Annotated in this window: 16 protein-coding genes; 7 read left to right on the forward strand and 9 right to left on the reverse strand. The window is 38.8% G+C overall.

Features of this window, described 5'->3' with window-relative positions:
* Nucleotides 1-65: 65 nt before the first annotated feature.
* Entirely contained in the window at nucleotides 66-1,073 is a 1,008-nt protein-coding gene (locus MR054_RS12595; protein WP_242158174.1) for a S66 peptidase family protein, read from the reverse strand.
* Nucleotides 1,074-1,338: 265 nt separating this feature from the next.
* On the opposite strand from MR054_RS12595, the gene metG reads away from it, so the two are divergent.
* From metG to MR054_RS12615, 4 genes are all read left to right on the forward strand, one after another.
* A complete protein-coding gene (metG, locus tag MR054_RS12600; RefSeq protein WP_242158176.1) occupies nucleotides 1,339-3,408 on the forward strand; it encodes a methionine--tRNA ligase in 2,070 nt (689 codons plus the stop codon).
* A 181-nt stretch (nucleotides 3,409-3,589) separates the two neighbouring features.
* Entirely contained in the window at nucleotides 3,590-4,060 is a 471-nt protein-coding gene (locus MR054_RS12605) for a lipocalin family protein (RefSeq protein WP_242158178.1), read from the forward strand.
* A 3-nt stretch (nucleotides 4,061-4,063) separates the two neighbouring features.
* Entirely contained in the window at nucleotides 4,064-4,768 is a 705-nt protein-coding gene (locus MR054_RS12610; RefSeq protein WP_242158179.1) for a YiaD family glycine zipper/OmpA-like lipoprotein, read from the forward strand.
* A gap of 87 nt (nucleotides 4,769-4,855) precedes the next feature.
* Nucleotides 4,856-6,982, forward strand: a complete 2,127-nt coding sequence (locus MR054_RS12615; RefSeq protein WP_242158181.1) for a Tex family protein — start codon at nucleotides 4,856-4,858, stop codon at nucleotides 6,980-6,982.
* Nucleotides 6,983-7,186: 204 nt separating this feature from the next.
* On the opposite strand, the gene MR054_RS12620 is transcribed toward MR054_RS12615, so the two are convergent.
* Nucleotides 7,187-7,618, reverse strand: coding sequence for a TerB family tellurite resistance protein (locus MR054_RS12620; protein ID WP_242083833.1), 432 nt, complete (start codon nucleotides 7,616-7,618; stop codon nucleotides 7,187-7,189).
* A gap of 251 nt (nucleotides 7,619-7,869) precedes the next feature.
* Here MR054_RS12620 and MR054_RS12625 point away from each other — a divergent pair, with 251 nt between their 5' ends.
* The 3 genes from MR054_RS12625 to MR054_RS12635 all read left to right on the forward strand — a co-directional run bounded on the left by MR054_RS12625 (nucleotide 7,870) and on the right by MR054_RS12635 (nucleotide 13,537).
* Nucleotides 7,870-8,388: a ferritin gene (locus MR054_RS12625; protein WP_242158183.1), complete on the forward strand. Its 519-nt coding sequence runs from the start codon at nucleotides 7,870-7,872 to the stop codon at nucleotides 8,386-8,388.
* A gap of 372 nt (nucleotides 8,389-8,760) precedes the next feature.
* On the forward strand, nucleotides 8,761-12,180 hold the full coding sequence (mfd, locus tag MR054_RS12630; RefSeq protein WP_242158185.1) for a transcription-repair coupling factor: 3,420 nt from the start codon (nucleotides 8,761-8,763) through the stop codon (nucleotides 12,178-12,180).
* Between the two features lie 28 nt (nucleotides 12,181-12,208).
* Entirely contained in the window at nucleotides 12,209-13,537 is a 1,329-nt protein-coding gene (locus MR054_RS12635; RefSeq protein ID WP_242158186.1) for a TlpA family protein disulfide reductase, read from the forward strand.
* A 51-nt stretch (nucleotides 13,538-13,588) separates the two neighbouring features.
* Here MR054_RS12635 and MR054_RS12640 read toward each other — a convergent pair whose 3' ends face one another.
* The 7 genes from MR054_RS12640 to MR054_RS12670 all read right to left on the reverse strand — a co-directional run bounded on the left by MR054_RS12640 (nucleotide 13,589) and on the right by MR054_RS12670 (nucleotide 19,709).
* Nucleotides 13,589-13,948 carry a YraN family protein gene (locus MR054_RS12640; RefSeq protein WP_242158235.1) on the reverse strand — a complete coding sequence of 120 codons (360 nt, stop codon included), beginning with the start codon at nucleotides 13,946-13,948 and terminating at the stop codon, nucleotides 13,589-13,591.
* Between the two features lie 130 nt (nucleotides 13,949-14,078).
* Nucleotides 14,079-15,239, reverse strand: a complete 1,161-nt coding sequence (locus tag MR054_RS12645) for a metal ABC transporter permease (RefSeq protein WP_242083839.1) — start codon at nucleotides 15,237-15,239, stop codon at nucleotides 14,079-14,081.
* Entirely contained in the window at nucleotides 15,232-16,359 is a 1,128-nt protein-coding gene (locus MR054_RS12650; protein ID WP_242158188.1) for a metal ABC transporter permease, read from the reverse strand. Before MR054_RS12650 ends, MR054_RS12645 begins: the two co-directional genes overlap by 8 nt.
* Before the next feature lie 188 nt (nucleotides 16,360-16,547).
* Entirely contained in the window at nucleotides 16,548-17,285 is a 738-nt protein-coding gene (locus MR054_RS12655) for a metal ABC transporter ATP-binding protein (protein ID WP_242083843.1), read from the reverse strand.
* A gap of 78 nt (nucleotides 17,286-17,363) precedes the next feature.
* The gene (locus MR054_RS12660) at nucleotides 17,364-18,269 is read right to left on the reverse strand and encodes a metal ABC transporter solute-binding protein, Zn/Mn family (RefSeq protein WP_242158189.1); all 906 of its coding nucleotides are present in this window, start codon (nucleotides 18,267-18,269) and stop codon (nucleotides 17,364-17,366) included.
* The gene (locus tag MR054_RS12665; RefSeq protein ID WP_242158190.1) at nucleotides 18,266-19,057 is read right to left on the reverse strand and encodes a transporter; all 792 of its coding nucleotides are present in this window, start codon (nucleotides 19,055-19,057) and stop codon (nucleotides 18,266-18,268) included. Before MR054_RS12665 ends, MR054_RS12660 begins: the two co-directional genes overlap by 4 nt.
* Complete coding sequence (locus tag MR054_RS12670; protein WP_242083846.1) at nucleotides 19,050-19,709, reverse strand: metal-dependent transcriptional regulator; 660 nt, start codon at nucleotides 19,707-19,709, stop codon at nucleotides 19,050-19,052. Before MR054_RS12670 ends, MR054_RS12665 begins: the two co-directional genes overlap by 8 nt.
* Nucleotides 19,710-19,798 lie beyond the last annotated feature (89 nt).

The following is a 19,798-nucleotide window of genomic DNA, read 5'->3' on the forward strand; positions in this document are numbered from 1 at the left end:
AACGGAATATTTTATCGGATGAAAGGAACTGAAAAATAAGGAGTTAACGTTGGTAAAGAGCAAAATTAATTCTCGAAGACCACTTTCGATTCCTCAATGCTAACCGACAAATGAATGGTTCTTCCCAAAATGAGGGCCCTATTATCTTTTTCATGGCCCGCAGGCATGTTAAAAGCAATCGGGAAATCGAAGTCCGATAGGGCATCTAAAATAAGCTGTTCTATGGAGGTTCCCCAAACGGTTGTGTTTTTTCTTAGTTTGGTCATATCACCTACAATCAGCCCATTACAATTATCAAAATACCCAGCACGTTTAAAACTTTGTAACATACGGTCTATATGATATTTATATTCGCCTATTTCCTCAATAAATAGAATTTTGTTCGAGGTATCTATACTGCTTTTAGAGCCTAGCATGGTGTGGAGCATAGTTAGGTTGCCACCAACCAATTCTCCAGAGGCCTTACCGATTCGGTTGTAACGAGATCCTTTCAAGGAATAGTTAAGGGAATTTCCAAAAAGCGCATCCTTAAAAGTTGATATCGTTTCTTTAATGGTTTCTGGATCGTCTTCTAAGCTCGTACACATCATGGCATGTATGCTTTCTATCCCCTCATTGTGGATTTGGTTATGAAGTGCAGTAATATCTGAATAACCAATAATCCATTTGGGATTTTCTTTAAATTCAGTCCAATTTAGCCTATCTAAAATCCTTACTGTACCATAACCACCTCGGGCACACCAAATGGCTTTAATTTTAGGGTCATCTATGGCCTTTTGCAGATCCTCACAACGTTCATCGTCCGTCCCTGCGAAATGGTTGGCTTGATTGAATACATGTTGGCCAAGAATAGGTCGTAACCCCCAACTTATTAATAAAGCTTTGGCCTGTTCTATTTCCCGAGTTCTGTTTTTTAAAATCCCTGAAGGGGCCACAATGGCAACGGTATCGCCTGCTTTTAAATATGGTGGTTGAATCAATTTTTTAGGTGTTAATGCTTGTGCTAAAATAAGTTCTTTTCCAAATAATAAGATGACGCAACAAAAGATAGTTGTTAATGAGATTCTAGACATAATGTAAATGTACATTTTTTTAATGAATCTCAATTTAAAGGAAGCTAACTAATGGCCTTGTCATTTAGTAGTTGAATGCCTCCCCATTTTTGGTGTGATCTGTTTCTTTATTTGGTTTTATGCGACGAACTCTTTTTAGTGATTTGAAGTTCTATTTTTTTCTAAATCCTTCTTAAAATGTTTACTTTTACAGCCTTATAAGAATTAAATTTGACCTGTTTTGACGTTTCAGGCGCAGTCTGGACCTAATATAGCATTATTGAATATGAATAAACCAAAACGATATACCATTACCACCGCATTGCCATATACTAATGGACCTATTCATATTGGGCATTTAGCAGGGGTATATGTGCCAGCCGATATATATGCACGTTATTTAAGGCTTACAGGACATGACGTTGCCTTTATTGGAGGAAGTGACGAACATGGGGTTCCCATTACGATCAAGGCTAAGAATGAAGGGGTGTCACCACAGGACATAGTCGATAAATATCATGCCATTATTAAAAAATCTTTTGAAGAATTTGGGATTTCATATGATAATTATTCCCGGACTTCGGCACCGATACACCATAAAACGGCATCAGAATTTTTTAAAACACTTTATAACAAAGGTGAATTTATTGAAGAGATTACTGAGCAACTTTACGATGAACAGGCCCATCAATTTCTAGCCGATCGTTTTGTAGTAGGAACATGCCCAAAATGTGGAAATGAAGAAAGTTATGGAGATCAATGCGAAAACTGTGGAACAAGTCATAATGCTACGGATTTAATTAATCCAAAATCCACTTTAACCGGTAACACCCCAACTTTAAAAGAAACGAAGCATTGGTTTTTACCTTTAGATAAGCATGAAGACTTTTTAAAGAAGTGGATTTTAATAGGACACAAAAAAGATTGGAAACCTAATGTTTATGGCCAAGTAAAATCATGGATTGATGATGGGTTACGCCCTCGTGCAGTAACACGAGACCTGGATTGGGGTATTCCTGTGCCTGTAAAAGGGGGAGAAGGGAAGGTGCTTTACGTATGGTTCGACGCCCCTATAGGGTACATTTCATCAACCATAGAATGGGCAGAACGTGAAGAAAAGGATTGGGAGCCCTATTGGAAAGATGAATATACCAAGCTCGTGCATTTTATTGGAAAGGATAATATTGTATTTCACTGTATCATTTTCCCTGCGATGTTAAAAGCAGAGGGGAGCTACATTTTACCTGATAATGTGCCAGCCAATGAATTTTTAAATCTGGAAGGGAATAAGCTATCTACTTCTAAAAACTGGGCGGTTTGGTTACCGGATTATTTGGAGGAATTTCCGGGACAACAGGATGTATTGCGTTATGTCTTAAATGCCAATGCCCCTGAAACGAAAGATAACGATTTCACCTGGAAGGACTTTCAAGCCAGAAACAACAACGAATTAGTGGCCATCTTTGGAAATTTTATAAATCGTGTGGTGGTCTTGGCCAATAAATATTATAACGGCATTGTACCAGAACCTTTTGAGTTTTCACAAGTAGATTATGAGACTTTGTTAGCGGTAAAAGCCTATCCAAATGTTATAGCAAGCTCCATTGAGCGTTATCGTTTTAGGGAAGCAGGACAGGAATTGATGAATTTGGCTCGATTGGGAAATAAATATTTGGCCGATGAAGAGCCCTGGAAGGTAATTAAGAAAGATGAATCCCGTACGCAGACCATTATGTATGTGGCGCTTCAAATTGCTACGGCGTTGGCAACCTTATGTGAGCCGTTTTTACCCTTTACCTCGGTAAAGTTAAAGCACATACTTAGGATCGGTTCTGGGGGAGTGGAGAATTCATGGAATGACATCCCTTCAAAAGAGGTATTATTACCTTACGGACATCAAATAGGAGAATCCGAACTGCTGTTTGCTAAAATTGAAGATGAAACCATCCAAAAACAGCTAGATAAACTGGAAGCTAGTAAGAAGGCCAATGAGGCTACTCATAACACCGTTGAACCGCTTAAAGAGGTGATTGCTTTTGAAGACTTTAAAAAATTGGATATTCGGGTAGGGACCATTTTAGAAGCTGAAAAAATGCCCAAAACCAAAAAATTGCTAAAGCTTAAAGTAGATACAGGTATTGATGTGCGTACCATTGTTTCCGGAATTGCTGAAAGTTTTACTGCCGAGGAAGTGGTGGGGAAACAGGTTACAGTTTTAGTAAACCTTATGCCAAGGGCATTACGGGGTGTAGAAAGTCAGGGAATGATTTTAATGACTGAAACAACGGATGGTAAGTTGGTTTTTGTTAATCCTGATAGTAATGCTGAAGTGGTAAATGGATTACCTATAAGTTAACGTCGCATAACATATTTTAAAGCCATCAAACAAGATAGAACTCATAATCGGATGTTTATGGCATAAGTATGGGGATTATTAAAGGAATGATAGTACCTTTATTATTGGTTAACGGGCCCACAGTAACATCTGTGTCCTAACAAAATCCGTATATAAACACAGCAATTAATTAATGAACACTATGCGACCACTTTTTCTTCTAGTTCTAGCCGTTGCCCTGTTGTCTTGTGGGTCTACAAAAACAATACGGGAATCCAAAAAGGTAATCAAAGGGGATTGGGCCCTAAATACCATTAAATATAGTGCTTTAGGGGCATATGAGGTGACCCTGTTAAATGATGCCTCAAAAGTGTGTTTTGAAGGGAGTTCGTGGCGTTTTATTCCTAATAATAATACAGGGACTTATCGTATTGATAAATCAGGATGCTCGACAGGAATGCGCTATTTCAGCTTTACTATTCAAGAAATTGATGAACAAACCGGGCTTTATGATTTTCTATTGAAACCAACGGACGCTAAAGGAAAATCAGAAACCAATCAGGGATTCCGATTAAAGTTGACCAGGTTGTCGGATACAGCTATGCAATGGCAACAAACCGTATCTGTAGATGGGAAGCCATTCATGATTAACATGAATTTCACAAAACAATAAGATATGAGTACATTTTTTAAAAAGTCAGGGATATTACTATTAGCAGGTATATTGGTTATCAGTTTTACTCATTGTAAAGCCGTACAAAATGCTAATAACAAACAAAAAGGCGCCGTAATAGGAGCAACTGGAGGGGCCATAATTGGTGCCATTATTGGGAATAATGTAGGGAAAGGGGGCAATGGTGAATTAGGTGCAGTTATTGGAGGTGTAGTTGGTGGTACGGCCGGTGTACTAATTGGTGCTAAAATGGATAAGCAAGCTCAGAAGATAGAGGAAGAAATACCAGGAGCTCAGGTGGAGCGGGTAGATGATGGTATAGTCGTTACTTTTGATGAGGGTAGTGGCGTGTATTTTGACACCAACAAATATAACATTAATGGCGCATCGCAAAAGACTTTAGATAAATTAATAGGGGTGTTTAAGGAATTTCCAGATACCAATATAGTGGTTGTGGGACACACCGATAGTACAGGTGATGCCGATTATAATATGTCACTTTCTAAAAACAGGGCTTTTGCTGTTTCCAATTATTTCATACAAAACGGAGTTAGCGCAACACGTTTAACAACCAACTGGTTTGGAGAAACACAACCCTTGTACGATAATACAACGGTAGAAGGTCGTGCTAAGAACAGACGGGTTAATGTGGCCATTTTACCTAATGATAAAATGGTGGAGGAGGCTAAAAAAGAAGCAGGGCAATAATTTGCTTTAGTTTGAATGATAATAAAAAGGTTGCTTTTCAAAGTAACCTTTTTTGTTTTTGTTATTTTCGTTTTCTAATTTAATTCCATGTCTTCAATAGTTTCCTATATTGTTTCCAACAGTCAATTACCCAGATTATCGGTTAAAAATACCATTGCTTTGCTTAAGGAAGACTGTACCATTCCTTTTATATCACGTTATAGAAAGGAGCTTACTGGCAATTTAGATGAGGTCCAAATTGGGGATATTGTAAAATTCAAGGAGCAATATGAAGTATTAGAAAAAAGAAAGAAAGCCATCTTAAAGGCCTTGGTCGAGCAAAATGTATGGACTTCGGAATTGGAACAAAAGATTAGAGATGCAAAGGATTTAAGGCTGTTGGAAGACCTTTATCTTCCCTTTAAGAAAAACCGACAAACCAAAGCAGAGCGAGCACGACAGAATGGGTTGGAGCCTTTGGCAAAAATGATCATGGCTCAAAACACTGATGCTATTGAATCCATTGCTTCAAAGTATGTGAAAGGGGACTTGAATTCAACCGAGGAGGTTTTGGAAGGGGCCCGTCATATTATAGCCGAATGGATTAATGAGCGCACGGATCTAAGAAACAATATCCGTTATCAATTAGAGCGTTTTGCGACGATTTCTGCCGAAATAGTGAAAGCTAAAGAAACCGAAGAGGGTGCGCAAAAGTATAAAGACTATTTCGGTTGGAGCGAGTCTTTAAATCGAATTCCTTCCCATCGCCTGTTGGCCTTATTACGAGGTGAATCCGAAGGGTTTATAAAAACTAAAATAACCATTGATGTCGATAAGTCTCTCGATAAGATGGAAAGCCGTTTAATACGCTCCCAGGGTGAATGCGCCATACAGATTCGGTTGGCCATAAAAGATGCCTATAAACGTTTACTATGGCCTGCCTTAAGAAATGAAGCTTTGCAACAAGCTAAGGAAAAGGCTGATGATTCGGCTATTGCCGTTTTTGCTAAAAACCTAAAGCAGTTGCTATTAGGTGCCCCATTAGGTGAAAAGCGGGTATTGGCCATCGATCCTGGGTTTCGAACGGGATGTAAAGTGGTATGTTTGGATGCCCAGGGAGGCCTAATGTATAACGAAACAATTTACCCGCACCCCCCAAAAAATGATAGTATTGCTGCCATTAAAAAAATAAGCTCCCTTACCGATGCCTATAAGATTGAAGCAATCGCTATTGGAAATGGCACGGCATCCAGAGAAACGGAAGCATTGATAAAAAAAGTACGATTTAAAAATGAAATTCAGGTATTTGTAGTAAGTGAGGCGGGAGCAAGTATTTATTCGGCATCAAAAATAGCTCGTGAAGAGTTTCCAAACTATGATGTTACGGTTCGTGGAGCGGTATCCATAGGAAGGCGTTTACAGGACCCTTTAGCCGAACTGGTTAAAATAGAACCCAAATCTATTGGTGTGGGACAATACCAGCATGATGTCGATCAAACCAAACTTCAGAAAGCACTGGACTCGGTTGTTGAGCATTGTGTAAATGCCGTTGGTGTAAATGTCAATACCGCCAGTAAAAGCCTGTTGGCTTATGTCTCCGGGATTGGTTCGAAACTGGCTGAAAATTTGGTGAATTACAGAAGTGTAAAAGGGCCGTTTTCGTCCAGGGAAGATATAAAGAAAGTACCCCGTATTGGAGACAAGGCTTTTGAACAAAGTGCTGCCTTTTTAAGAATAAAAGGGGCAGACAACCCATTGGATGATTCAGCAGTTCACCCCGAACGCTATAACTTAGTCAATAAAATGGCGGAAGATTTAGGGCAGTCGGTTCTATCCTTGATTGGCAATAACCCTTTACTGAAAACCATCGATTTAAAAAAATACTGTTCAGAAGCGGTGGGTCTCCCAACACTTCAGGATATTATTGCAGAACTGGAAAAACCAGGGTTGGATATTCGAGAGCGTGCCAAGGTATTTACCTTCGACCAAACTATAAAAACCATTACCGATTTACGAGAAGGGCAATTACTTCCTGGTATTGTTAATAACATCACCAATTTTGGTTGTTTTGTAGATATTGGGATCAAGGAAAGTGGCCTGATCCATGTATCCAATCTGTCCGACGGTTTTGTAAGAGATGTAAATGACCATGTACATCTGCATGAGCAAATTATTGTAAGGGTATTGGATGTGGATGTCTCGCGAAAACGCATTCAGCTTCAACTGAAGAAATAAGGGATTAAAAAAAATACTGGTCCTGTAATTTAGGGTCATTGCTCATTCCAATGTATAGGAGCGATCCAGAAGACCATCATGTAAATCCACTTTAGAGCAAGTTAAAGATGTAAAATAATAGTATACCCATGAATGGGTCTCAGCCAGATTCATAAAAAAAGCGTCCATAACTTTGGACGCTTTTTTTTTCTATGTTTTATGAGATTATCTATTCATATGTTTTATTTGATCGGTAAAAGTATCAAGGTCAACACCATTACTAACCAACGTTAATGCTTTATCGACAATATATTTGGCATTCACCGCGTGAAATCCCAGGCCAACAGCAATTTTTCTAAGTAAAATCTCCTCGTGGTCTCCTTTGATATGGTCAACATAAACCATGCGAGCCAAATCGTATAAACGTTCCAATCGTTGATCGTAGGATACCGGAGGGTTGATAGGATGGTTCTTGTAGTCTTTTAAAATAGACTTATAGTCCGATTCGCTAATATCTAAATTACGTGCTAACCGATCTAAAAACGCTTTTTCTTCATCACTAATGACACCATCCTCCATAGCCACACGCACAATTGCTGCAAAATGATCTTCATTACGCTTTTTAAAACCACTGTCAAATAAATCTGATATAGACATGTTTTTTCATTCTTATATAGTGCTGCAAACGTACATATTTTTTTTAATAAACTAAACCGAAAATGTAATTTTTTGGAGGCCTTTGGGCCGGCTCTCCATGGGCCTATCCAGCGGTGATACAATGATAGTCATCCTTAATAATTTAAAAAATAGCCTTAGGATAAAATGTTTTATCGGTTTTGGTGAATATCGAGTGTCAAATAGCTTTAAATAAGCTAAATAATTGTTTAACTTTGTATAAAATCAGTATTATGTTATCAAAATCAATAGAAAAAGTTTTAAACGATCAAATAAGAATTGAAGCAGAATCTTCCCAGATATATTTGGCCATGGCCTGTTGGGCGGAGGTAAAGGGATTAGAAGGAATTGCAGGGTTTATGTACGATCAATCCGGTGAGGAACGGGACCATATGCTCAAATTGATCAAGTTTGTGAATGAACGTGGGGGACATGCCAAAATTTCCGAATTAAAAGCACCCAACGTGACGTTCGAATCCTTTAAAGAAATGTTTGAAAAACTTTTTGAACATGAAGTTTATGTTTCGGAAAGTATAAATAATCTTGTAGACATAACCTTAAAGGAGAAGGATTATGCAACCCATAACTTTTTGCAGTGGTACGTGTCTGAACAGATTGAAGAAGAAGCGATGGCTAGAACCATTTTGGACAAAATTAACCTTATTGGTAACGATAAAGGAGGGTTGTACTTATTTGACCGAGATATCGTTAACTTATCCGTTAGTTCGGCAACAAATGACAATCCCGAATAAAATATAGACGGGTTACCTCAATTTTTAACAGTTAATTTTATTTAGATTTAATAAAAATAAACTATTTTAGCCTAATATTTCAATAATCTAAGTTGAGGTTTGGGCAAGAAAAAGCACAAAAAGAAAATTAAAAAATTGCAGGAATTGGGTTTGCTGCCGGACGCTAAAGTAAAATCCAGTTGTTGCAAAAAATATAAAAAATGCGAAACTAAGCGTTGCAAAAAATGCCCGTGTTTTGACTTCCTGAAAAAAGTGGCATAAATAAGACGGCTAATTATGCACTCCATTTTAAGGATTGTAAGAGGATAAGGTAATCATAAGTGTTATATAATTAGTTCTAAATCTTATCTTTGCATCCCAAAACAGAATTAGGTGAGTAAATCCCTTATCTCTCATTCCTATTTACAGACTTTGCAATCGCAAAATCTTCAAACCCGTATTGCCCAAAACGGACAAAAAATACATTTAAAGGGGCTTGTCGGATCATCATTTTCCTTTGTGGTTTCCAATATCTTTAAAGAGGCTAAAAAACCATTTTTATTGATTTTTAGCGATAAGGAAGAAGCGGCTCACTACCTGAACGATCTGGAGCAGCTTCTAAACGATAACGATGTACTTTTTTATCCCGGAAGCTACAGGAGACCATATGAAATTGAGGAGACCGATAACGCCAATGTCTTGTTGCGAGCCGAAGTTTTAAATCGCATAAACTCCCAGAAAAAACCAGCGCTAATTATTACCTACCCCGATGCCCTTTTTGAAAAAGTGGTTACGAGAAAGGAACTGGAACGAAACACATTACGAGTAAAGGTAGGAGATAAGTTATCCCTCGATTTTATTAACGAGGTGCTTTTTGAATACCAATTTAAACGTGTTGATTTTGTAACAGAACCTGGTGAGTTTTCGGTTAGGGGAGGTATTGTTGATGTGTTTTCCTTTTCAAACGATGAGCCTTATCGTATTGAGTTTTTCGGCGATGAGGTAGACAGTATAAGAACATTCGACGTAGAAACACAGTTGTCTCTAAACCAGATAACTAAAATCAATATCATTCCCAACGTAGCCAACAAGTTTTTAGAAGAGAAGCGGCAGAGTTTCCTCAGTTATATTGCTCAGAAAACAATGGTCTTTATAAAAAATGCCGATCTCTTGTTTTCTAGAATAGATGATTTTTATAATAAAGCAGAGGAAACATTCAGGAGTTTGTCATCAGAAATAACCCATGTCAAGCCCAGTGAACTGTTTTGTAATTCCAGCGTATTGGAGGAGCAGTTAAAGGATTTTTCAATAATTGAGTTTGGAACCCATGCAAAACTCACCAACCAGCCTGCAACAGATGATTTGAAAAATGAACTGGAGACCGAAAATCGGAGTCCAACGGAAATCCGTAAGCATGGAGATTCACGCATCATCTTTAACACTTCACCCCAACCGTCTTTTAACAAACAATTTGACTTACTCATTGAACATTTAAATGCCAATTTCGATAAAGGCTATCACAATTATATTACCTGCATTAGCGAACAACAGGCAAAACGGTTCCATGATATTTTTGATGATGCCCATTTAAATGTTAAACAGTACACAACAGTCATTTTATCATTGCATCAAGGATTTGTGGATCACGATAATAAATTGGTCTGCTATACCGATCATGAAATCTTTGAACGCTACCATAAATTTCATATAAAAAATGGGTATGCTAAAAAGCAGGCTATAACCTTAAAGGAGCTTACCAATCTGAATATTGGCGATTATGTTACCCATATTGACCACGGTATTGGTCGCTTTGGGGGCCTTCAAAAAATTGATGTTGAGGGGAAAAAACAGGAGGCCATTAAACTCATTTATGGCGATCGCGATATTTTGTATTTAAGCATCCATTCGCTGCATAAAATCACAAAGTTTAATGGAAAGGATGGAAAAGCTCCCAAGATTTACAAACTGGGAAGCAATGCCTGGAAGACTCTTAAGCAAAAAACCAAGGCGCGAGTAAAAGATATTGCTTTTAACTTGATAAAACTTTATGCCAAGCGAAAAACCGAAAATGGATACAAATACCATCCGGATAGCTATATGCAGCACGAGTTGGAGGCCTCATTTATTTATGAGGATACCCCTGATCAAAGTACCGCGACGGCAGATATTAAAGCCGACATGGAAAGTGACCGCCCCATGGATAGGTTGGTGTGCGGTGATGTTGGTTTTGGAAAAACTGAAGTTGCTATTCGAGCGGCGTTTAAGGCAGTGGATAATGGCAAACAAGTGGCCGTATTGGTGCCTACAACGATATTAGCCTATCAGCATTTTAGAACATTTACCCAGCGTTTGGAGGACTTTCCTGTTCGTGTCGATTATTTAAACAGATTTAGAACGGCAAAGGAGAAACGCATGACCCTTGAAGGATTGGAAAAGGGGAGTGTTGATATTATTATTGGAACGCATCAACTAGTAAATAAAAATGTAACGTTTAAGGACTTAGGGTTACTTATTGTCGATGAAGAACAAAAGTTTGGTGTTGCAGTAAAGGAAAAATTAAAAACCCTAAAAGACAATGTTGACGTATTGACCTTGACAGCAACCCCTATCCCCAGAACACTTCAGTTTAGTTTAATGGCTGCCCGTGATTTATCGGTCATCACCACACCACCTCCAAACCGCTACCCTATTGAAAGCCACGTGATTCGTTTTAATGAAGATACCATCAGGGATGCCATAAGTTATGAAATCCAAAGAGGGGGTCAGATTTTCTTTATCCATAATCGCATTGAAAACATAAAAGAAGTGGCCGGTTTGTTGCAGCGTTTAGTGCCCGATGCGAAAATAAGTATTGGACACGGTCAAATGGAAGGTAAAAAATTAGAACAGCTAATGCTGGCCTTCATGAATGGAACCTTTGATGTATTGGTGAGTACAACCATTGTAGAAAGCGGACTTGACGTCCCCAATGCCAATACCATTTTTATTAACAACGCCAATAATTTTGGGTTGAGTGATCTGCACCAAATGCGTGGTCGCGTTGGGCGAAGTAACAAAAAGGCATTTTGCTATTTTATAACCCCGGAATATTCTGCTATGACCGACGATGCCAGAAAACGCATTACGGCCTTGGAACAATTTACAGAATTAGGGAGCGGATTCAACATTGCCATGAAGGACCTGGAAATACGGGGTGCAGGCGATCTATTGGGAGGAGAACAAAGTGGCTTTATAAATGAAATAGGTTTCGATACCTATCAGAAAATTTTAAATGAAGCCATAGAAGAACTCAAAGAAAATGAATTTAAAGCGCTGTACCAGGATAACGAAGAAGAAAAAACATATATTAAGGATGTGACCATTGATTCGGATTTCGAGTTACTATTTCCGGATAATTATGTCAATAATATAACTGAACGATTAAATTTATATACACAACTTAATAATATTAAAAACCAAGAAGAATTACATACTTTTGAAACAGCATTAGTAGATCGATTTGGAGCTTTACCACCTCAAGTTATCGATTTGCTGCAAAGTGTACAAATAAAGTGGTTGGCGACAAAAATAGGCTTTGAAAAGATAGTCATGAAGAAAGGCAAGCTTATTGGTTATTTTCTGAACGATCAACAGAGTAATTTTTATCAAAGTAAGGCGTTTACAAAGGTTTTACAGTTTGTACAATCACATCCCAACCTGTGCAGAATGAAGGAAAAAACAACAAGAAATGGATTGCGCTTAATGCTATCTTTTGAACATATTAAAACGGTGGAACAGGCCTTAAAGGTGTTACAGCCTATTGTGACGCCATGATTTTTTTAAAATTTAATATCATATAAAATTGAAACGTTTAATTGCCATAGTGTTTGTATTACCCAGCTTGCTATTAGCTCAGCATACAATAAATGGGGTCTTTTCACCGGCCAAGGATTATAAGGTAGTATTGTTATACAAAGCCACTCCCACCATGTCAAAGTATATTAAAAATGCAGAGATAAAAAATGATGGCAGCTTTCAGTTTCAGCTGGATTCAACATTAACCAAAGGCATATATAAAATTGTTTATGCCATTCCTCAGGAAGATTACAATTTTGATGTTATTTATAATGGAAAAGAAGACATAGAACTCGATTTTAACCCGGAGAGAGGGGTGGTATTTTTAAAATCCTTTGAGAATAAATTGTTGTCCTCCTATTCCAAAAGCATGTCTAAGGTCACGCAAAGTATTAGAAACTTCTACAGCAAGGAAAGTCCCGATACAACAGCTTTGAAAACTATTTTTAAGATACAAAGAGAAACCCAGAACAGTTTTGAAAATGCGGCTAAAGGGACCATTGTATTAGAATTCATTAAAGCGAATAAACCCTATATTCCAAAAACCTTTGTGACCGCCGAGGTATACCTGGAGGGGTTGAAGACACACTATTTCGATTCCATGGATTTTAATAATAAGACCCTTCAAAGTTCGAATCTTTTGGAAGAGAAAATGTTGAATTATGTCTTTGGAGTAACATCGAAAACGAAGGATGAAATTACTAATTACAAGGACAATATTGATGCTTTTTGTATGGCTATGAAGTCTACTTCACCTGAAGTCAAACGTATTCTGCTTGTGGATTTATGGCAACAAATGGCAGATTTAGGTAAAGAAGAAGTGGCCAATTATATTTCAGAAACCTATTTAATGGACATAGCGGTATCCCTGAATGACCAAAAGCTATTGCACAAGCTCATTCTTTACAAGGACCTCTCTATGGGTAATGAAGCGCCGGACTTTTCATTTCAAATTGTTGAGAATGGAAAGACAAAAACCCGGAAATTAAGTGAATTAAAGGGATATAAGAATTACATTATTGTCTTTTGGAGTACGACCTGCACTCATTGTTTGGACGAAATTCCTCAATTGTATGCCTATTATAAAACTCTTGCTTCGGGCAGTACGCAAATTATTGCCATAGCTCTGGAAGAAGAAGAATCTCAATGGAAAGCGTTAAAATTAAATTATCCGGAATTTATTCATGTTTATGGAAAAGGAAAATGGGATAATGACATTGTTGGGCGTTATGCTGTTGTATCAACACCTACTTATTATATTCTGGACACCAATAAGCATATTATTTCCAAACCGGAAGATGTAGATGCTTTAAAAGAATGGTTTGGGAAAAAGTAGTTGAGAGGAAGCCTCTCAATCTTGTGAACGGTGCCATAAACACCTGAAACGTCAAAAATGATAAAAGGCGTCTTCCAGATGTACGATATCGAAGGACTTGTCTGTTCCAACAATGGCAATAATATCAAAGCGAACCTCCACATCTAAATGATTTGCATTAACGTATTCATCAACAGCTTTCACCAAATTTTTAATTTGTTTGGGTTTAACAAAATCCTGGGGGTTACCAAAGTCGGCCGTAGATCGGGTTTTAACTTCAACAACAGCGAGGATATCCTTAAATAGAGCCATAATATCGACTTCAGCTTTATCGAAACGGTAGTTGCGTTCAAGAATAGTGTAGCCTTTTTTAATCAGAAAATCAATAGCAAGCTGTTCGCCTTTTTGACCAAGTTGGTTGTGATGGGCCATAGGGTGTGTGATCTTTTTCAAGGATTCCCAGTCCGAATTCATATATGGATGACTGAAGAATCTAATTTTAATTCAATTAAGATACTAAAATATGGATTCTTGGTTACATGGGATGTCCCTCTTAAGGGCATTAGCCCCTAAATAAGAAGAAATCGTCTTTCATGTGTTCAATTTGGGCATCTTCATTGGTTATGATATAGTCGATCGCCTGGGTAGTAAAATCGTTCCCTTTATCGGTTAGTGACACAATATGGTTGTCAATTGCTATCATATTGTTTTTTAGAGCCAAGTCCAACACCGTTTTACTGCGTACTTTTTGCCAGTTTATATGCTCATTTAAGTGATTAACATGACGCTCAGCTTTTTCATCATGATTTTTTAAATGGAGTAGAAAGGTTAGTAATGACACTTCGGTACGTTGTTGTTTTTCACGGTATAAAACGGCTATAACCCCTCGATTGGGGGCAAACAAATACACGATGAGAAACAGAAAGCCAAGCATTGTTGTTATGGAACCGGCAATTGAGGCATCTAATCCATGTGCAAGCCAATAGCCGGAGATGGCACTAAAGACGCCAAAACATATCGCGTATACCAGCATACGTTTTAAGTTGTTGGTCAATAAATATGCAGTGGCTGCCGGTGCAATCATTAAGGCAACGACTAAAATAGCTCCCACCGCGTCGAAAGCCCCTACTGTAGTTACCGACGATACCGTCATTAACCCATAATGTATGACTGCCGGCGAAAACCCCAGAGATGCGGCCAGACCCATGTCGAAGGTACTCACTTTTAGTTCTTTGAAAAAGGCAAATAAAAGGCCTAAGGTAGTTAATAATATTCCTCCTATAATCCAAAGTGATTTTGGACCAATATCGACGCCATTAATAATCAATCTGTCAAAAGGGGCAAAGGCCAGTTCACCCAAAAGAACAGCATCGACGTCTAAGTGAACATCATTGGCATGTTTGGCAATTAAAATAACCCCAATACTGAATAGTATTGGAAAGACCAGACCAATAGCGGTATCTTCTTTAACCAAACCCGTTTTTTGGATGTACTCTACGAGAATAACCGTTATGATACCTGTAATGGCGGCCAGGAGGATAAGCAGTGGGGAGTTTAAATCCTGGGTAATAAAAAATCCGATAACAATTCCCGGTAATATAGAATGGCTGATGGCATCGCTAATCATGGCCATTTTACGGAGTACTAAAAAGGTGCCCGGAATGGCACAAGCGATGGCAACCAAACTTGCAATAATTTGTATTTCTAATTGGGCATTACTCATCGTTCTTAGTTTGCTGATTATATAAATTGGAAGCAGTTTTATAGCCTTCTTCTGTTAAACTCCACAGACTTCCATCCAGGTTCACATAATTTTTTTTCACTAACTTTTGAAGGGTTCCCCTGGTATAGCCTTGAAAGTTATTTAGGATTTTTATCGCATGCGGGTGTGCTATGTCTTCGTGTGTTTTCGCAATGTTATACATAAACGACAGTGTTTTGTGCAATTGGAGATCCCGCCTGTTTTTGATAAACCGAATTTGTTTAAATAATAAGCCTCTGCTTGGTGAAAACACAAAGGAAATCAAAACAAAAATGCCGGCAATAATAACGATAACAGGACCTGTAGAGAGGTTATTTTGACTGGCGCTAATGGCCGTACCTACAACACCTGACAGGGCTCCAAAAAAGGAAGCGATAATGACCATATAACCCAGACTATTGGTCCATTGCCGAGCTCCGGCAGCAGGGGCCAATAACATGGCACTCATTAGAACAACACCTACAGTTTGTAAGCCTAATACAATAGCCACTACAATAAATGTGGTTATTAAAATATCAATAAATTTAGTATTAAAGCCCAATGTTTTGGTGTAATCGGCATCGAATAACAGGATTTTAAATTCTTTCCAGAACAGTAGCAATACAACCAAACAAATACCAGTTACCCAGGTCATCATCCATACGTCACTTTCGATCAATGTGGCGGCTTGTCCAAATAAATATTTGTCGAGTCCCGCTTGATTGGCGTTGGGTTGTTTCTGAATAAAGGTAAGCAAGAGCATGCCCAACCCAAAAAACAAGGATAGAATGAGCCCTAATGCCGTGTCGGATTTTAAATGGGTTTTTTTAACGATGCTCCTGATCCAAAAGGTACCGATAAGCCCGCTTACCAAAGCCCCAAGAAGCAGCACATTACCGTCTTTTGTACCTGTAATTAGAAAGGCAATGGCAATACCGGGTAATGCTGCATGTGAAATGGCATCCCCTAGAAGACTTTGTTTGCGCAACACAGCGAAACTCCCCAACATACCAGTGACGGCTCCCAGCACAGCTGTGCCCAGGGTAATGGTTCGTAAGGTATAGTCACTAAAAACAAGTCTTATGTATTCTGTAATATCCATGTTCTATATCCTTATAATAAATCGGGCCCTGTTGCTGAGATGCTTTCCACGCCTCGGTTTTTATATTGTTGATCCGAATAATACATCACTGATTATGTGACCCTTTATGGTCCAAGTCAGGTTGACGTCTATTGTGGTTTTTGGTTCTCATCATTACATGACCGTGTAACGGGTAACGGTTTACGGGGCTACTCCTGTATACTGACCTTATAGTTTATACCATAGGTTTTCGTTAAATTGTCGTCATTAAAAATGTCCTTTACCGGTCCGGTGGCGATCTTTTTCACATTTAAAAAAGTGACCCAATCGAAATACTCAGGGACGGTTTGCAAATCGTGGTGCACCACTACCACCGTTTTATTCGCTTTCCGCAATTCTTTTAAAATATTGATTATGGCAATTTCCGTCGTGGCATCAACACCTTGGAACGGTTCATCCATAAAATAGATAGCGGCATTTTGCACTAAAGCCCGAGCCAAAAATATACGCTGTTGCTGTCCTCCCGATAATTGACTAATCTGCCTATTTTTAAACGGCAACATCCCCACTTTTTCCAGGGCTTCAAGTGCCGCTTTCTTTTCTTTTTGCCCGGGGCGTTTTATCCATCCCAGACTTCCGTAGGTACCCATCATAACCACGTCAAGAGCCGTTGTTGGGAAATCCCAATCTACACTTCCTTTCTGGGGTACATATGCCACAAGAGCGCGTTGTTTATCATAGGGTTTTCCATAAATGCTAACACTTCCCGCAATGGGGTTTAGTATCCCTAAAATGGATTTAATAAGCGTTGATTTACCTGCTCCATTGGGTCCGACAATAGCCATCAATACCCCTTCGGGGATTTCCAAGTCAATGTCCCAAAGCACAGGTTTGTAGTTATAAGCTACCGTTAAATCATCTACTTGTACGGCAATTTTATGATTCATTTTTTTTGCATCGCTGCTCATGCAGAGCTTTTTTTAGTTAAAAGATGATCAGAATCTGTTCAATGACCTAAGGCCATTTTATTGGAGCGCCTTTACAATAGTACTCACATTATATTCAAACATACCAATATAGGTGCCTTCACGCGTTCCTCGGTCTCCTAGGGCATCCGAATATAAGGTGCCTCCAATACCCACTTGATGTCCTTTAGATTGAACAGCAGCCTGCAAGGCTTCAATAGTACGCCTGGGCACGGAGCTCTCCACAAAAATAGCTTTTACTTGATGTTCAATGATAAAAGCTGCCAGGTTTTGCACATCCTGAACCCCTGCTTCTGTTGCTGTGGAAAGTCCTTGAAGGCCTACCACTTCAAAATCGAAGGATTTACCAAAATAGTTAAAGGCATCGTGTGCAGTGACTAAAATACGCTTTTCCTTAGGTAAGGTCTCTATGGTGCTTATTAACTTCGCTTTTAAGACCTCCAGTTGGCTGATGTAACTTTGGCCATTAGTTTGAAAGACGTCCTTTTGTTCCGGTATGGCTTCAGAGAGGGTTTTAACCACAAATTGAGTGGCTTGTTTCCAATAGTCTATATTGAACCATATATGGGGGTCATAATTAGAAGCAAAATATTCAGAACCAATTAATGTGCTTTGGTCCAAAGCGTCAGAAATCGCCACGGTTTTTTGGGTTTTCATTTTTTCAAAAACCTCAACGAGTTTGCCTTCCAAGTGCAATCCATTGTAAAAAATAATATCGGCGTTAGATAGTTTTGCCACATCTCCTTCGCTCGCTTTGTATAAATGTGGGTCTACACCACTGCCCATTAAACCTTGTATTTCTATGAGGTCACCACCAATGTTTGAAACCAGATCGGTAATCATGGTGGTTGTGGTAACAACATGTAATTTGGAGTTGGTTTTTTTGTTGTTTTTACAGCTAAATAAGGCTATGGTTATGGCTAATGCTAAAATAATGTTTTTCATAATGAATTCTTTTTTGTAGGCAATCTAAAACTAAGGCCTCCACTTATTAAAATATCTTGCCCGTCTGTAATGCTTGATCCAATGGTTGCGTCCAGTTGTACACTGTCGGACATTAAATAAGTAAGTCCGGCATCCCAATAATGATTGGCACTGTGGTTTTCCGGCAGATCGCCGTAGAGTTCAGCATAAGCACCGAGTTTTTTCGTAATTCCCAAACCATAGGCCAGGGTATATATATAGGCCGCCTCCGGAGAATCGTCGCCCCACTGAGCACCGATGTTGTAGGATAAACTCGAGGTTTCACTTAGGGTATGTGCAAAAGAAAAACGAAAATCAACTCCTGTGGTTTCAGGTTTATAATCCTTTCCGGCACTAAAAGGCAAGAAAACATGCCCAATAAGTCCAATGTCGGGCAGTGCTCCTTTTTCTTTGGCAATGGCCGTTTTAATTCCGAGCAAAAGCGGATTAAAACCACTTAAAACCGTATTTTGATCACTTAATTTGACTTCAGAAAAATCCCATCCCAATCTCAATTCAAGGTTCTCAAGAAGACCTAGCCGGACCAAAGTCGTATTGTAGGTATAGGTTTCAGATGTCACTCCATTTTCCTTAAAGCTTTCATAGAAGGCTCCGGTTTCCACTTGTATATAACCGACAGGGACCGTATTTGGAGATTCTGTGGCGTCTGGGCGGTCGGTAATGAGCGTGCCCGGAGTGTTTTCTGCATCTTGAGCAAATACAGAAAGGGAAAAGGCGCACCATAAAACCAGTATGGCTGTTCTATTCATTGGCATTGACATAAATGATTGAGGTGAAATCTTCATTGAGAATAATGGTGTTATTATTAATTAAAATTTGAGTCATTTTGTTTTTAAGAAACTGTTTCGATACTAACAGGGTATTGCCATATTTCAGACCATGATGCGCACAAAAATCGAAAAACTCCTTGTCGTCGCTCATGAGTCGGGAAATGACATAACTTTTCCCCTCGAGGGCCTGCGATAAGGTTATGGATGTATCTACTGTTGTGATTTCCCCCTGGGCGTTAGGGATGGGGTCTCCATGGGGATCAAATTTAGGATTCCCTAAATAGGCACTTATCGTATCGGCTAAAAAATTAGAGGTCTGATGTTCCAGGAGTTCGGCCTCGCGATGAATATCGTGTAAGGACATATCGAAGGTTTTGAATAAGAACGACTCCCAAAGGCGATGTTTGCGGACCACAGCAAGGGCCATTTTCGTGCCTTTTTCCGTGAGTTTTAGTGCCTGGTATTTTTCGTAATGCAACAAGTCTTTGGCCGCTAGCTTTTGTGCCATGTCAGTGGCTGCAGCATTCGATATGCCAAGTTCTTTGGCAATATTCCCTGGCTTTGTATCATTCTTGTCGCGTTTGCCGTTTTTGTAAATTGTTTTTACGAAATTTTCTATTGCTATAGACATTTATTGTTACTTTAAAATAAATTTAAGGAGACTTAAAAATTTTTCAAATGTAACAAAAAAAATTAATGCAATGCAAGTTTGAGATAAAC

Source organism: Aestuariivivens sediminis, assembly GCF_022662105.1.
Lineage (GTDB): Bacteria > Bacteroidota > Bacteroidia > Flavobacteriales > Flavobacteriaceae > Aestuariivivens > Aestuariivivens sediminis.